The organism is Cyanobium sp. Lug-B, from assembly GCF_024345635.1.
Taxonomy (GTDB): Bacteria; Cyanobacteriota; Cyanobacteriia; order PCC-6307; family Cyanobiaceae; genus Cyanobium; species Cyanobium minutissimum.
This window is the reverse complement of sequence record NZ_JAGQBM010000004.1, coordinates 1-12,483: the sequence shown is the minus strand read 5'-3', so window position 1 is coordinate 12,483 and position 12,483 is coordinate 1. Positions and strand designations below refer to the sequence as shown.

Below are 12,483 nucleotides of genomic sequence, written 5' to 3'. Positions count from 1 at the left end.
ACCCACCGCGATCCGACCCACCAGAGGTCCCAGCCGGATCCCCCTGGCCGCCCCCGGCCGCCCCCCTGGTCATCGGCCAGGATTTCCGGATCCGTCGTCGCCGGCCATGGAGCAGCCCCGCACCCTGCTGATCAGCGGCGCCAGCCGGGGCATCGGCCGGGCGATCGCGGAACGGGCCCTGGCCGAGGGCCATCGGCTCAGCCTCGGCCTGCGCGATCCTGCCGCCCTGCCGGAGGGCCCGCTCCGGCAGGCCGCCAACCGGCGGAGCGACCGACTGTTCGTCCATCCCTACGAGGCGCGCGACCCCGGCCAGGCGACCGCCTGGGTGGCGGCGACGCTGGCCCGGTTCGGCGCCATCGACGGGGTGATCCACTGCGCCGGTCTCTTTTCCCGGGTGGGCCTGCTGTTCGCGCCGGGGGACGAGCAGGAGATCGAGGACCTGTGGCGCGTCAATCTGATGGGTCCCTGGTGGCTCACCCGGGCCGCCTGGCCGGCGTTGGTGGCCAGTGGCGACGGCCGGGTGATCACCCTGGTGTCGATGAGCGGCCAGCGGGTGAAGGGCTCCCTGGCGGCCTACCCCTGCAGCAAATTCGCGCTGATGGCCCTGTGCCAGTCGATGCGCAACGAGGGCTGGGACGCCGGGATCCGGGTGACGGCGATCTGCCCGGGGTGGGTCAACACCGCCATGGCCTCCCAGGTGACGGCCCTGCCGGCCGGCGCCATGACCCAGCCCGAGGACCTGGCCGCCCTCACCGCCCAGCTGCTGCGGCTGCCCGCCAGCGCCGTGCCCTTCGAGCTGAAGATCAACTGCGTGCTGGAACCCTGCTGAGGCCGCTCAGATCAGCCGCGAGCCGGAGGCCGCCTGGCGCTGGGAGGGGTCGAACACGGCCGCCACGGTGCGGATCAGCCAGCGACCCGAGGTGGTGACCTCCACCAGGCCGCGGCCATCGGCCCGACTGAGCCGCACCAGCCCGTCGTCAGCCAGGGCCTCGAGGGCAGCCCACTCGGCGGCGTAGCGCTCCGGATCGATCGCCACCTTGAACTGGCACATCACCTCGCGGATCAGCTCCCGCCGCTCCAGCACCTCCGGATCCCTCACCACCAGCCCCCGCTCCACCGGCAGCTGACCGGCGGCGATGCTGGCGGCGTAGGCCTTGAGATCCCGCTGGTTCTGGCTGAACAGCCCGGGGAACTGGCTGATCGCCGTCGGGCCCACCCCCAGCAGCTCCAGCTCCCCGCCGGTGGTGTAGCCCTGGAAGTTGCGGTGCAGGCGCCCCTCTCTGGCCGCCACGGCCAGGCTGTCGCCGGAAAGGGCGTAGTGGTCCATGCCGATGGCGTCGTAGCCGCAGCTGCCCAGGCGGGCCGCGGCACTGTCCAGCATCTGCAGCCGCTGGCGCTGACTGGGCAGATCCTGCGGCGCGATCTTGCGCTGCAGGGGCAGCTGCTCGGGCAGGTAGGCGAAGGAGAACAGAGAGACCCGGTCGGGGCGCAGCTCCTGCACCAGGGCCAGGGTGGCGTCGAACCGCTCCGGGGTCTGGAGCGGCAGACCGCAGATCAGATCGACGTTGACGCTGGCGAAGCCCGCCTCCCGCATCCAGGCCATGGCCCGGCGCAGCTGGTCCACCGGCACCACCCGGTTCACCGCCTGCTGCACCAGGGGGTCGGCATCCTGGATGCCAAAGCTGATCCGGGAGAAGCCCAGCCGGCGCAGCTCCATCACATCCTGGCGGCTGAGGGCCTCCGGATTGACCTCGATCGAGGCCTCCAGATCGCTCGCCAGATCGAAATGGCGCTCGATCAGACCCCAGAGGCGCTCACGCTCGGGGATCGTCAGATAGTTGGGGGTGCCCCCGCCCCAGTGCAGCTGGGCGAGGCGGCGGCGCTGGGCGGAGTGGCGGGTGATCAGCTCCAGTTCCGCGGCCAGGGCCTCCAGGTAGGGCTCCACCACCTTCGAGCCGGCGCCTGTGGTGATGCGGTTGCAGCCGCAGAACCAGCAGGCGTTGCGACAGAAGGGCACATGCACGTAGAGCGACAGCGGCGCGTCGGTGGGGCGGGCCAGCTGGGCCTCCAGATCGGCCGCGCTGACGCCGCCGTGGAACGCCGCGGCCGTGGGATAGCTCGTGTAGCGGGGGACGGGCCGGTCGTGCTTGAGCAGCAGATCGATCGGGGTGGCGGGACGCGGGGTGAGGGTGGCCGCAGGGGTCATGGGGAAGGGAGTTGGGGGCGGAAGGGGTTGGAGGGGCCGATGGGTTGTGGAGGGGCGATCAGGCGGCGAGGTCCCCCAGCTCCGCCAGCAACCGCTGGGTGTCGTGGAAGGCGATCACCGATTCCTCCAGCAGTTCCAGCTCCTCGTCAGCGCTGAGGTCCATCCGCTCGATGGCGTCATGGAGCTCCTGCTTCAGTTCGGGGATGGGGCGCTGGAACTCCCAGAACTGCAGGGGCGGCAGGCCCTGGGCCGCGAGGATGGCGTTGGCCTGCTCGGCCAGCTGCTGGCCCCCGGAGAGATCGCCGCCGTAGCGCACGTAGACGTGGGCCATGAACCGGTGCGGGGCCTGCTGGGCCAGGCGCTGCAGGTGCTCCAGCCAGATCGCGGCCGCCGCGGAAGCGGGCGTGGCCGGGACCACGGCCAGCCTGGCGATGTCCCCGTCCAGGGCCCGGGTGCGGGCCAGGTCGGCCCAGGGGAAACCCTCCGCTCCCAGGGCGGCGGCGAGCAGGGGGCCCCGGGCCTCGATCAGGTCGTAGGCGGGGGCAAGGGCACGGATCAGGGCCGCCAGCTGGAGGGGGTGGGCCTGCCCCGCCAGCAGCGACCGGGAGAAGGCCATGCCCTCGGCCTGGTGGTGGGCGGCACCGATGCGGCCATGGAGCCGGCGCACCCGGGGGCCGAACCCCTTGTGGGCGAGGACATCGGCGGGCCTGGCGTGGTCGGAGATGGCGGCAGGGATGGCGGCGGTCATGGGGAACGGAACCGATGGAGAACGGGCCGGGTGGGGCACTGATGCCTACGATATAACGGTACTGTTGTTCCATGCTTCTGTGGCAACAGATTCGTTGCAACCCACCCCATCCACCATGTCCTTCACCACCCAGGCCCCGGCCGCCGCGCCCCTGCGCTCCCTCTCCTTTCTGGTGGCCCCACGGGGCCAGCTCAGTGGGGACGGCCAGCTGCGGGAGCTGATCGAGGAACGCCGCCAGCGCAAAGGCGCGGACGTGGAGCTCTGGTATCTGGGACCGGAGCTGGTGGAGGAACTGCACCTGGCTCAGGCCTTTCACCATTCCCCTGCGAAAGACCAGGACCAGACGCGGCCACAGGACCCCATCGAAGCGATCGTGGCCGGTGACACCGCCGTGATCACCTGGCTCCAGCTGCGCTTCGGTGGCTGCACCGGGACACTCGCTCTGACGACGGGCTGGCTGCAGAAGCGGGCGGGGGCACTGCCCCCCCGGGCGCCGGCCGCCGACACCGCGACCAGCAGCGCTGGCGCCGAGAGGACCTAGAGGGGGGATCGGGCCGCCACCGACCAGCGGTGGCTGGCCGCGCAGAACACCCCCAGCGGTGGTCCCGGAGCCGTGACAGCGACCCTCAGGGGTGTTTCTTTGGGCTGACGGCCCGATTCCCCGGGCGGAGGCGCAGTGAACCCAACCGCAACGACCCGTTCGGGCCATTCCCAGGCCCCTGCCGCCGGTGCCTGATCTCACCCCGGCCGTCGGCGGCACCTCCGCCGCCCCTTTCTGCAACCTGCTGCTGCCCACCGGCGCCCAGGCGCGGGGGCGCACACTCCCCGGGCGCAAAGTGGTGATCGTGGGCTGCGGCGCCGTGGGCATGGCCTGCGCCGTGGCGATCCTGCACCGGGGCTGCCAGGAGGAGCTGGTGCTGGTGGATGTGGCCCATGACCGGCTGGAGGGGGAGGTGATGGACCTCTGCCACGGCCTGCCTTTCCTGCCCCGCACCGACCTGCGGGCAGGGAGCGTGGAGGAGGAGGGACGGGACGCCGATCTGGTGGTGATCACCGCCGGCGTGGCCCAGCAGCCGGGGCAGTCACGGCGGGAGCTGGTCGAGCGCAATGCGGCCCTGTTCCGCAGGCTCATACCGCCGATCGCGCTCCACTGCCCCCGGGCGGTGCTGCTGGTGGTGAGCAACCCGGTGGATGTGCTCACCCACATCGCCGGCCAGCTGAGCGGCTTCCCCGCCCATCGGGTGATCGGCTCGGGAACCGTGCTCGATTCCGCCCGCTTCCGCATGGCCATCAGCCGCCGGCTGGGCATCGATCCCCACGACGTCCAGGCCTGCGTGATCGGCGAACACGGCGATTCCGAGGTGCCGGTGTGGAGCCGGGTGGTGGTGGCTGGCTCCGGACTGGTGGATGGGGGCTGGGAAGGCAGCCGCACCCTGGCGGATCCGGAGCTCCAGGAGCTCTTCCATGGCGAGGTGCGCCAGGCGGCCGACGCGATCATCCGGCTCAAGGGCAGCACCTCCTGGGCCATCGGGCTGGCCACTGCCGAGATCGTCGAGGCGGTGCTGCGCAGCAAGGACCAGATGCTCACGGTGAGCAGCCGCAGCCACGGCCACTACGGCCTGCCCGATGTCTGCCTCAGCCTGCCCACGATCGTCAACGACAGCGGCGCCGCCGCCCTGGTGCAGATGGCCCTGACCGAGAAGGAGATGGGGCAGCTGCGCCACAGCGCCGGGGTGCTGCGGAGCATGCTCGATGCGGCGGGGTTCTGACCTACGCCGCCGCCTGCGCCGCCCGGCCCGCCAGTCGCGCCACCAGGGCGCGGGCCTGGGACGGCGGGAAGCCCACCGTCTCGATCGCCGCCTGGAAGCAGCCCACGAATTCGCCGACCACGTCGGCGGGATCGATGCCGATGGCCTTCAGGTCGTCGCGGACGCTCTGGAGCATCCCCATCACGATCGGGACGGCCCGCTCACAGCAGGCCGCGATCGGTGCGGCCACCTCCGGAAACCAGGCCGCCAGCCAGCGCCCGCCGTACTCCAGGTGTTCGGCCTCATCGGTGAGCACCGACTGGATGATCGGCGCGGCGAAGGGGTCGGCCACCGGCTGGTAGCAGCGGTAGGCGGCCACGGCGAAGCTCTCCACGATCAGGCACTGGATCACCAGGGCGCTGACGCGGTCGCCGCTGCGCACGGCCTCACGGAACAGCCGGTGCAGGGGCGCGAACAGGCGGCGCGCCAGCGGCAGATCCGGGCGGATCCCCAGCTGCCTGCCACAGCCGGAGAAGTCGCGGGCATGGTGCCCCTCCATGGCGGCGAGCCGCATCAGGTCGTCCCGGTCCTCCGGAAGGAGGCCGGCCAGCAGGCGGAAGTGGCTGTCCGCCAGGCCCTCGCCCACGATCACCAGGGCGTTGATGCGGCTGTAGGCGTCGCGGTAGGCGGCGCTCAGATGGGGCTGGGGCATGGGAAAAGAGGCGAGGGAACAGAAGCTGAACGATCCGCTGGTGGAGGCCGCAGGGAACGCCGCGGGCAGCCCGGGCTCAGCCGGCCTCCGCCCGCACCATCGGCTGCCAGAACTGCTGCCACAGCAGCCCGCCGAAGCGCAGCCGCAGGCCCAGCTGGTGCAGGGGGCCGGCCCCCCGGCGGCGGGCGGCGCCCATCTCCTGGAAACAGGCGACGAGGCGGTCCCGCAGGGCGATGAAGCTGCCGGACTCCAGATCGAACACCCAGGGGAAGGCCCGGCGGGCGGTGCGGTTGGTCTGACGCATCACCTCGGCGTCGAAGGCCTCCGGGTCCATCCCCAGGATCCGGTAGAACTCGCCCCGCTCACAGACCGTGAGGCTGTGGGTGAGAAACACCGACCACAGAAAGAAGCGACTCAGCAACTTGCCGCGCAGCCCCTGGCGCAGGGCGGGCCAGCAGCGGATCAGCATGTTGAAGATGTCGCCATGGCGGTTCTCGTCCTGGCACCAGGGTTCGAAGAAATCGAACAGGGGCGCGAAGTTGCTGTCGGGATGGGCCTTGAGATGGCGGTCGATGAGGATGTACCGCCAGTAGCCGATCTTCTCCGACAGGAAGACGCTGTAGAGCACCCAGCTGAGGGGGAACCAGGTGATCGGCCGCTTGGTGCTGAGGCTGGGCAGGTCGATCTCGATGCCCTCGGCCACCAGGGCCCGGTTGAGGAAACCGGCATGGCGGGCCTCATCCCGGGCCATCAGCTGGAACAGCCGCCCCATCTCGGGACGCTGCGCCTGGAACAGCCGCCGGGAAAGCTCCTTGAACAGCAGGAAGCCGGAGAACTCCGACACGCAGGAGCGCACCAGGTAGCTCTCATACGCCTCCTTCTCCTCGGGGCTCAGGTCCCGGAGCCGGTCCAGCGGTGCCTTGCGATCGAAATGGTCCCGGTTGTAGTCCGCCTCCATCTCGGCGAGCATCGCCTCGAAGGCCGGCCGCTGCGGCTCCAGATCCGTGCGGGCCGCCTTGGCGATCTGGGTCGTGTAGAACCGCGGCGTCAGCAGGTCTTCCCGCAGGTGGGGCGCCGCAGCTGGGGAGGAGAGAGTGGCGGTCATCAGGGAGCGACGCTGCTTCACGTCATAACGACAACGTGATACTACGTGATCCAGGTGTCGCAGACCTGTGGTTTCACGTTTCTGTATCAACAGTCTGAGATGCAAGCGTGGTAACCTCAGCCGATCACGGGCTGCGCGGCGGTCGATGGAATCTCTGGCCGACTACTTCAAGGTGTTCTCCGAGCCCAACCGGCTCACCGTGCTCGAGACCCTGCGCCAGGGGCCGCTCAACGTCACCGCCGTCGTCGAGAAGACCGGCCTCAGCCAGGCCCTGGTGTCCAAGCACCTCAAGCTGCTGACCATCGCCGGGATGGTGCGCCGCCGTCCCGAAGGCAGCCTGGTGTTCTATGAAGTGATCGACAAGGGCGTCTTCCAGCTCCTGGCCCAGGCCCGGAAGCTGATGCTCGCCTCCCGCCGCCAGCAACTCGATGCCCTTGCGGCCATCCTCTGACCGTCCCGCCGACCTGCCGGACGACCTCCCCGCCGATCTGGACGCCCTCAAACGCGCCCTGGCCGGGGGCCGCCGCCACTTTGCCGGCCTGCGGCTGGGGGATCTCGATGGCGTGGCGCTGGATCTCGGTGACTGCGACCTGAGCGGCGGCTGCTTCAAGGAAGGCCGCTTCGGCCACGCCCGGCTGGCGGGAGCGAACGTGGAGGCCGCCTGCTTCCAGCAGGCCCTGCTCTGGGGGGCCGACCTCTCCGATCTCAAGGCCGGCGGCTCCTTCTGGCACGACGCCGACCTCTCCTCGGCCCGGCTGCAGGGGGCCGATTTCGGCGCCGCCCTGATGCACCGCTGCTGCCTGCGGGGGGTGCTCGGGGCCCACAGCCGCTGGCGAGCCACCCGGCTGGTGGAGGCCGACTTCCGCGGTGGACTCGACCAGCGCACCGACCTGGGCGGAGCCGATTTCCAGGGGGCCGACCTCAGCTTCGCCCAGATGCAGGGGGCCCTGCTGCAGGGGAGTGATCTGCGCGGTGCCTGCCTCTACGGCACCAACATGGGAGGCGCCGACCTGCGCGAGGCCGATCTGAGCGGCTGCGACCTGCGGGACACCGATCTCCGGGACGCCATGCTGGAAGGCACCCTGCTCCACGACGCCCTGCTGCCATGACCGACTGCTTCGATCTGATCGTCCTCGGGGCGGGCTCCGGTGGCCTGGCCGCCGCCAAACGGGCTGCCTCCTACGGGGCCTCCGTGGCGATCGTGGAGGGCGACCGGGTGGGGGGCACCTGCGTGATCCGCGGCTGCGTGCCCAAGAAGCTGCTGGTCTACGGCTCGGCCTACCGCCACCTGCTCGGCGATGCGGCCAGCTACGGCTGGCAGCTGGAGGGCTTCCGGCCGGATGCCTCAGTGCTGCTTGCCAACGTGCGCCGCGAGGTGGACCGGCTCAATGAGCTCCATATCGGCCTGCTGGAGAAGGCGGGCGTCCAGCTGGTGCGGGGCTGGGGCCGCTTCGCCGATCCCCACCACATCGATATCGTCCAGGGTGGCGAGACCACCCGTCGGCTCAAGGGGGAACGGATCCTGATCGCCGCCGGTGGCCGGCCGCACCGTCCCAGCTTCCCCGGGGCCGAACTGGGCTGGGTGAGCGACGACATGTTCCTGCAGGAGCGCTTCCCGGACCAGGTGGTGGTGGTGGGGGCGGGCTTCATTGCCTGTGAATTCGCCTGCATCCTGCATGGCCTGGGCGTGGCGGTGACCCTGCTGGTGCGGGGCGACCACCTGCTGCGGGGCTTCGACCGGGAGGCCTCCGCCGCCGTGCAGGAGGCCATGGAGGCCGAAGGCATCGAGATCCGCTTCGCCCACAGCCCCGCCGCCATCACCGGCGTCCCCGGCGCCCTGGAGGTGGTCACCCAGAGCGGCGAGCTGCTGCCCTGCGGCGGCGTGCTGCTGGCCACGGGCCGCCGGCCCTTCCTCGAGGGCCTGCAGCTGGAGTGCGCCGGGGTGGCGGTGGAAGGGCACCGCATCCCGGTGGATGCCGACCAGACCACCAACGTGCCCCACATCCATGCCGTCGGCGACGTGACCGACCGCATCAACCTCACCCCGGTGGCGGTGGATGAAGGCCGCGCCTTCGCCGACACCGTCTACGGCAACAAGCCCCGCCAGGTGAACCACGACCTGGTGGCCAGCGCCGTCTTCAGCCAGCCGGAACTGGCCGGGGTGGGGCTGAGCGAGGAGGCGGCGATCGAGCGCTTCGGTGCCGAGGGCATCCGGGTGCACCGGGCCCGCTTCCGCCCCATGGCCCAGGCCCTGCCGGCCCGGGGCCCCCGTGTGCTGCTCAAGCTGATCGTGGAGGCCGCCACCGACCGGGTGGTGGGTTGCCACATGGTGGGCGAGCACAGCGCCGAAATCATTCAGATGGCGGCGATCGCCATCGGCATGGGCGCCACCAAGGCCGATTTCGACCGCACCATGGCGCTGCATCCCTCGGTGGCCGAGGAGTTCGTCACCATGGCCGGCTGAACGGGACCGGGACGATCAGAGCTCCTCTTCCACCCCCGGCTGGATGGTGCAGTCGGAGAGGGGGTAGCTGACGCAGAGCAGGGCGAAGCCTTCGCCGATCTGGTCATCGTCGAGGAAGCTCTGGTCGGACTGGTCGACGCTGCCGGAGAGGATCTTGCCGGCGCAGGTGCTGCAGGCCCCGGCGCGGCAGGAATAGGGAAGATCGATGCCCTGCTCCTCGGCCGCGTCGAGGATGTAGGTGTCGTCGGGACAGGTGAAGGATGTCCCTCCTTCCAGGCTGATCGTGAAGCTCGCCATGGTGCCGCAGGAGGACGATCAGCCAATCCTTGGGGGAACTTCGGGCGGCGGTATGTATCGCAGGGAACAGGGTGCGCGGGCGGACACGCGCGGCGATCAGGCCACGGGACCGCTGGAGGGGTCGGCGGGGAAGCCCCAGGCCCGGCGGAGTCCCGGGTCGGACAGTTCCCAGGCATGTTCGCTGGCCACCACGGCGGCCCGCACCCCTTCCCCCGTCAGCCCCCTGGCCGCCCGGCAGCGCTCCAGCAGCTGGCGGAAGCGCAGGCTCTCCTGCAGCAGCCGCTCGACCCGCTCGCCCCCCCCGGCGCTGGCGAGCATCGTCGGCTGCCGGGCGCAGAGTTCGAGGGTCTCGATGTGCTGCTCCAGCCAGGCGGCCTCATAGTGCAGCATGGCGTCGCTGCAGTCCTCGAGACGGGCGGCATAGAGGGTCAGGTGCTCCTCCAGCACGGCAGGGTCCCCGGAGCGATCGACCGGGACCGGAGCGGTGCTGCGGTCATGGAGCCGCTGCATGATCTGACGCAGGTAACTCATCGGCGGTGGCCTCGCAGCACTCGATCGGTCGGTGGGGTCAGACGGCCGCCAGGCCCCGTTCGTTGAACACCCCTTCGAACAGCACCGAACTGAGGTAGCGCTCGCCGGAGTCGGGCAGCACCACCACGATCGTGCGGCCCTCGAAGGCCGGCTCCCTGGCGAGCCGCAGGGCGGCCACCGTGGCGGCGCCGCAGGAGATGCCCGCCAGGATCCCCTCCTCCTTCATCAGGCGGCGGGCCATGGTCACCGCCTCCTCATCGCTGACGGCCTCGACCCGGTCGACCAGGCTCAGGTCGAGGTTGGCGGGAACGAAGCCGGCGCCGATGCCCTGGATCTTGTGGGGGCCGGGCCGCAGGTCCTCACCCGCCATCGTCTGGCGGATGACGGGACTGTTGAGCGGCTCCACCGCCACCGACACCAGCGGCTGGCCGAGGGTGGTCTTGATGTAGCGGCTGACGCCGGTGATGGTGCCGCCGGTGCCGACGCCGCAGACCAGCGCATCCACCACGCCGCCGGTGTCCGTCCAGATCTCGGGGCCGGTGGTGTCGTGGTGGATGCGGGGATTGGCCGGGTTCACGAACTGCTGCAGCATCACCCAGCGGTCCGGTTCGGACTCCGCCAGCTCCCGGGCGGCGGCGATGGCCCCCCCCATGCCCTGCCGCCCTTCGGTGAGCACCAGGTGGGCGCCGTAGGCCGTGAGCAGCTTGCGCCGCTCCAGGCTCATCGTCTCCGGCATGGTGAGGGTGAGGGGGATGCCCCGGGACGCGGCCACGAAGGCCAGGGCGATGCCGGTGTTGCCGCTGGTGGGCTCGATCAGTTCCTTGCCGGGCCCCAGCAGACCATCCTTCTCGGCCTGCCAGATCATGGCCGCGCCGATGCGGCACTTGACCGAGTAGGCCGGATTGCGGCCCTCGATCTTGGCGAGCACCCGGGCGCCGCATCCCTCCGTGACGCGATGCAGCTCCACCAGCGGGGTCTGCCCGATGCTGAGGCTGTTATCGGCGTGGATGGGGCTCATGGCGCTCCCTCTGGATCCGGTCCATGGGCACCTTAGTCAGCGTCCGATCCCCGGGGACTGTCAAGCAGCTGGGGCACGTCGTCCGGGCGACGTCGGCCCATACCATCGCCCCCGTCGGATGCAGCGTCGTCAGGGGTGAAGACACCGGTCCCCGGGATCCATGGACCCATCGCCCTGCTGCTGCTGCTGCTCTCCATCGCAGTGGTGACGGTGGTGATCGACCGGGGGCGGTACTGGTGGTCGTGGTGGCGCGGCCGCGCCTCCCGCCGCCAGCAGTGGGAGCGGGTGCTGGCCGACCACGGGGAGCCGGCCGCCGGACGTCTGCTGGAGGACTGGGAGCTGGAGATGCGCTTCGGCGAACCGCTGCTGCAGGCGGCCATCGTGCTGGCCCCGCTGCTGGGGCTGGTGGGCACCGTGCTCGGTCTGATGCAGGTGCTCGCCAGCCTCGGCCCCCAGCTGCTGCTGCCGGCCGGGGCCAACCTGGCCGGATTCGGCCAGGTGTTGCTGAGCACGGCCCTGGGGCTGATCCTCAGCCTGATCGCCAGCACCGGGCTGTTCGCCAACCAGTGGCTGCGGCGCAGCCAGTGCCTGCGGCTGCAGCGGCTCGGCCGTGCCTGGGCACCGCCGGCATGAACCACGCCCTTGCCGCCCTCGTGGGGTTGACCCTGCTGCTGTGCGGGTCGGTGGCGGCGCTGGCCGACCTGGCCCGGCAGCGCCAGCCGCGGCTGCGGCCACCGGGGGGCCCGTCTCTGACGGGCGCCGTCTGGGTCGTGCAGGCGCCGGGCGATCGCTGGTTCGTGAACGGGGAACCCGTCTCCCGCGGCCGGCTGCCGGGCCTGCTGGGCTCCCAGCCGGCCGGCAGCGAGATCCACTTCCTGCCGGCGGCCCGCCTTCCCCTGGGCGAGGTGGCCCGGTCCCTGGCCCACCTGCGTTCGATCAGCCCCCGGCCAGTGGGGCTGGCGCTGCCGGAGGCAGGGCCATGAACGCCGACACCGGCCAGACACCTGCCTGGGGGGCCGCCCTTGACGCCGTGGCCCTCGGGGCCATGGCCACCGGACTGGCCCTGCTGTCCCTGGCCCTGGTGCTGGTGCCCCAGCGGCTGGCCCAGCGTCCGGCCCACCAGGGGGTCGTCAGCCTGCACCTGGACGTCGACGGCCGGCTGCGGCTCTGGAACCAGCCGGTCCCGCCCGGGCAGCTGGCCGCCGTGCTCCAGCGGCTCCAGGATGGCCCCGGCCAGCCGACCCTTCGTCTGATCCCTGATCGAGACGTCCCCTGGGGATCGGTGCAGCAGCTGATGGAGCGCCTGGGCCGTTCCGACCTGCCCCTGGAGCTGCAGCTGCCATGACCATCAAGGCCAGCTTCCGCTTCCCCCGTTGGCGCCATCTGCGCCTGCCCCTGCTGGGGGCCCTGGCCCTGAACGGGCTTCTCGTTGTGGCGGCCCTGCGTCCGCCCGCCAGCACAGCACCCGCTGCGGCGGCCCCACCGGCGGATGACACTCCGGAATTGCTGCGGTTCAGCCGCCAGCAGGCGCGGGAGCCGGCCCTGGCGGCCCTGCCCCTGCCCCCGCTCAGTGCCCTGCCGCCGCCCCCGCCGACGGATCTGCCGTCGCAACCGCGTCGCGGGGCCGACAGGGGCGCGGCCCGTGCCCGGGCAG

The 12,483-nt window shown here is 71.3% G+C and carries 17 protein-coding genes; 10 read left to right on the top strand and 7 right to left on the bottom strand.

The window, feature by feature from the left end; translation table 11 throughout:
* The first annotated feature begins 106 nt into the window (after window positions 1-106).
* On the top strand, window positions 107-829 hold the full coding sequence (locus KBY81_RS01550; RefSeq protein ID WP_106222832.1) for an SDR family NAD(P)-dependent oxidoreductase: 723 nt from the start codon (window positions 107-109) through the stop codon (window positions 827-829).
* A gap of 6 nt (window positions 830-835) precedes the next feature.
* On the opposite strand, the gene hemN is transcribed toward KBY81_RS01550, so the two are convergent.
* Together hemN and KBY81_RS01540 are read right to left on the bottom strand one after the other, a co-directional pair.
* Entirely contained in the window at window positions 836-2,206 is a 1,371-nt protein-coding gene (gene hemN, locus KBY81_RS01545; protein WP_254975380.1) for an oxygen-independent coproporphyrinogen III oxidase, read from the bottom strand.
* 58 nt (window positions 2,207-2,264) lie between these two features.
* Window positions 2,265-2,954, bottom strand: a complete 690-nt coding sequence (locus KBY81_RS01540) for a biliverdin-producing heme oxygenase (protein WP_254975378.1) — start codon at window positions 2,952-2,954, stop codon at window positions 2,265-2,267.
* A 115-nt stretch (window positions 2,955-3,069) separates the two neighbouring features.
* Between KBY81_RS01540 and KBY81_RS01535 the strand changes: the two genes are divergently transcribed.
* Window positions 3,070-3,495: a hypothetical protein gene (locus KBY81_RS01535; RefSeq protein WP_254975376.1), complete on the top strand. Its 426-nt coding sequence runs from the start codon at window positions 3,070-3,072 to the stop codon at window positions 3,493-3,495.
* 295 nt (window positions 3,496-3,790) lie between these two features.
* A complete protein-coding gene (locus tag KBY81_RS01530) occupies window positions 3,791-4,723 on the top strand; it encodes an L-lactate dehydrogenase (protein WP_254975433.1) in 933 nt (310 codons plus the stop codon).
* A gap of 1 nt (window position 4,724) precedes the next feature.
* On the opposite strand, the gene KBY81_RS01525 is transcribed toward KBY81_RS01530, so the two are convergent.
* Together KBY81_RS01525 and acsF are read right to left on the bottom strand one after the other, a co-directional pair.
* Window positions 4,725-5,414 carry a long-chain fatty aldehyde decarbonylase gene (locus KBY81_RS01525; RefSeq protein ID WP_254975374.1) on the bottom strand — a complete coding sequence of 230 codons (690 nt, stop codon included), beginning with the start codon at window positions 5,412-5,414 and terminating at the stop codon, window positions 4,725-4,727.
* Window positions 5,415-5,490: 76 nt separating this feature from the next.
* Window positions 5,491-6,519, bottom strand: coding sequence for a magnesium-protoporphyrin IX monomethyl ester (oxidative) cyclase (acsF, locus tag KBY81_RS01520; RefSeq protein ID WP_254975372.1), 1,029 nt, complete (start codon window positions 6,517-6,519; stop codon window positions 5,491-5,493).
* A gap of 145 nt (window positions 6,520-6,664) precedes the next feature.
* Between acsF and KBY81_RS01515 the strand changes: the two genes are divergently transcribed.
* The 3 genes from KBY81_RS01515 to gorA are packed head-to-tail and all read left to right on the top strand — an operon-like array spanning window position 6,665 to window position 8,983.
* Window positions 6,665-6,970, top strand: coding sequence for a metalloregulator ArsR/SmtB family transcription factor (locus tag KBY81_RS01515; protein WP_254975370.1), 306 nt, complete (start codon window positions 6,665-6,667; stop codon window positions 6,968-6,970).
* On the top strand, window positions 6,948-7,628 hold the full coding sequence (locus KBY81_RS01510) for a pentapeptide repeat-containing protein (protein ID WP_106222822.1): 681 nt from the start codon (window positions 6,948-6,950) through the stop codon (window positions 7,626-7,628). Before KBY81_RS01515 ends, KBY81_RS01510 begins: the two co-directional genes overlap by 23 nt.
* On the top strand, window positions 7,625-8,983 hold the full coding sequence (gene gorA, locus KBY81_RS01505) for a glutathione-disulfide reductase (protein WP_106222821.1): 1,359 nt from the start codon (window positions 7,625-7,627) through the stop codon (window positions 8,981-8,983). Before KBY81_RS01510 ends, gorA begins: the two co-directional genes overlap by 4 nt.
* A 15-nt stretch (window positions 8,984-8,998) precedes the next feature.
* Here gorA and KBY81_RS01500 read toward each other — a convergent pair whose 3' ends face one another.
* From KBY81_RS01500 to cysK, 3 genes are all read right to left on the bottom strand, one after another.
* A complete protein-coding gene (locus tag KBY81_RS01500; RefSeq protein WP_106222820.1) occupies window positions 8,999-9,280 on the bottom strand; it encodes a 2Fe-2S iron-sulfur cluster-binding protein in 282 nt (93 codons plus the stop codon).
* A 96-nt stretch (window positions 9,281-9,376) separates the two neighbouring features.
* The gene (locus KBY81_RS01495) at window positions 9,377-9,811 is read right to left on the bottom strand and encodes a hypothetical protein (RefSeq protein WP_254973218.1); all 435 of its coding nucleotides are present in this window, start codon (window positions 9,809-9,811) and stop codon (window positions 9,377-9,379) included.
* Window positions 9,812-9,848: 37 nt separating this feature from the next.
* The gene (cysK, locus tag KBY81_RS01490; protein ID WP_106222818.1) at window positions 9,849-10,829 is read right to left on the bottom strand and encodes a cysteine synthase A; all 981 of its coding nucleotides are present in this window, start codon (window positions 10,827-10,829) and stop codon (window positions 9,849-9,851) included.
* Window positions 10,830-10,964: 135 nt separating this feature from the next.
* Here cysK and KBY81_RS16580 point away from each other — a divergent pair, with 135 nt between their 5' ends.
* The 4 genes from KBY81_RS16580 to KBY81_RS01470 all read left to right on the top strand — a co-directional run.
* Window positions 10,965-11,462: a MotA/TolQ/ExbB proton channel family protein gene (locus tag KBY81_RS16580; protein ID WP_254975367.1), complete on the top strand. Its 498-nt coding sequence runs from the start codon at window positions 10,965-10,967 to the stop codon at window positions 11,460-11,462.
* Complete coding sequence (locus tag KBY81_RS01480) at window positions 11,459-11,812, top strand: hypothetical protein (RefSeq protein ID WP_106222816.1); 354 nt, start codon at window positions 11,459-11,461, stop codon at window positions 11,810-11,812. Before KBY81_RS16580 ends, KBY81_RS01480 begins: the two co-directional genes overlap by 4 nt.
* A complete protein-coding gene (locus KBY81_RS01475; RefSeq protein WP_106222815.1) occupies window positions 11,809-12,174 on the top strand; it encodes a biopolymer transporter ExbD in 366 nt (121 codons plus the stop codon). The genes KBY81_RS01480 and KBY81_RS01475 overlap by 4 nt, the downstream gene beginning before the upstream one ends.
* Window positions 12,171-12,483: hypothetical protein (locus KBY81_RS01470; protein ID WP_254975366.1), on the top strand; the 313-nt coding region annotated here is incomplete at its 3' end. The genes KBY81_RS01475 and KBY81_RS01470, both read left to right, overlap by 4 nt.

Excerpts from the sequence above, each read along its gene's own strand:
- KBY81_RS01550 (WP_106222832.1), top strand. The coding sequence starts at position 107 with ATGGAGCAGCCCCGCACCCTGCTGATCAGCGGCGCCAGCCGGGGCATC.
- hemN (WP_254975380.1), bottom strand. The coding sequence starts at position 2,206 with ATGACCCCTGCGGCCACCCTCACCCCGCGTCCCGCCACCCCGATCGAT.
- KBY81_RS01540 (WP_254975378.1), bottom strand. The coding sequence starts at position 2,954 with ATGACCGCCGCCATCCCTGCCGCCATCTCCGACCACGCCAGGCCCGCC.
- KBY81_RS01535 (WP_254975376.1), top strand. The coding sequence starts at position 3,070 with ATGTCCTTCACCACCCAGGCCCCGGCCGCCGCGCCCCTGCGCTCCCTC.
- KBY81_RS01525 (WP_254975374.1), bottom strand. The coding sequence starts at position 5,414 with ATGCCCCAGCCCCATCTGAGCGCCGCCTACCGCGACGCCTACAGCCGC.
- acsF (WP_254975372.1), bottom strand. The coding sequence starts at position 6,519 with ATGACCGCCACTCTCTCCTCCCCAGCTGCGGCGCCCCACCTGCGGGAA.
- KBY81_RS01515 (WP_254975370.1), top strand. The coding sequence starts at position 6,665 with ATGGAATCTCTGGCCGACTACTTCAAGGTGTTCTCCGAGCCCAACCGG.
- KBY81_RS01510 (WP_106222822.1), top strand. The coding sequence starts at position 6,948 with ATGCCCTTGCGGCCATCCTCTGACCGTCCCGCCGACCTGCCGGACGAC.
- gorA (WP_106222821.1), top strand. The coding sequence starts at position 7,625 with ATGACCGACTGCTTCGATCTGATCGTCCTCGGGGCGGGCTCCGGTGGC.
- KBY81_RS01500 (WP_106222820.1), bottom strand. The coding sequence starts at position 9,280 with ATGGCGAGCTTCACGATCAGCCTGGAAGGAGGGACATCCTTCACCTGT.
- KBY81_RS01495 (WP_254973218.1), bottom strand. The coding sequence starts at position 9,811 with ATGAGTTACCTGCGTCAGATCATGCAGCGGCTCCATGACCGCAGCACC.
- cysK (WP_106222818.1), bottom strand. The coding sequence starts at position 10,829 with ATGAGCCCCATCCACGCCGATAACAGCCTCAGCATCGGGCAGACCCCG.
- KBY81_RS01480 (WP_106222816.1), top strand. The coding sequence starts at position 11,459 with ATGAACCACGCCCTTGCCGCCCTCGTGGGGTTGACCCTGCTGCTGTGC.
- KBY81_RS01475 (WP_106222815.1), top strand. The coding sequence starts at position 11,809 with ATGAACGCCGACACCGGCCAGACACCTGCCTGGGGGGCCGCCCTTGAC.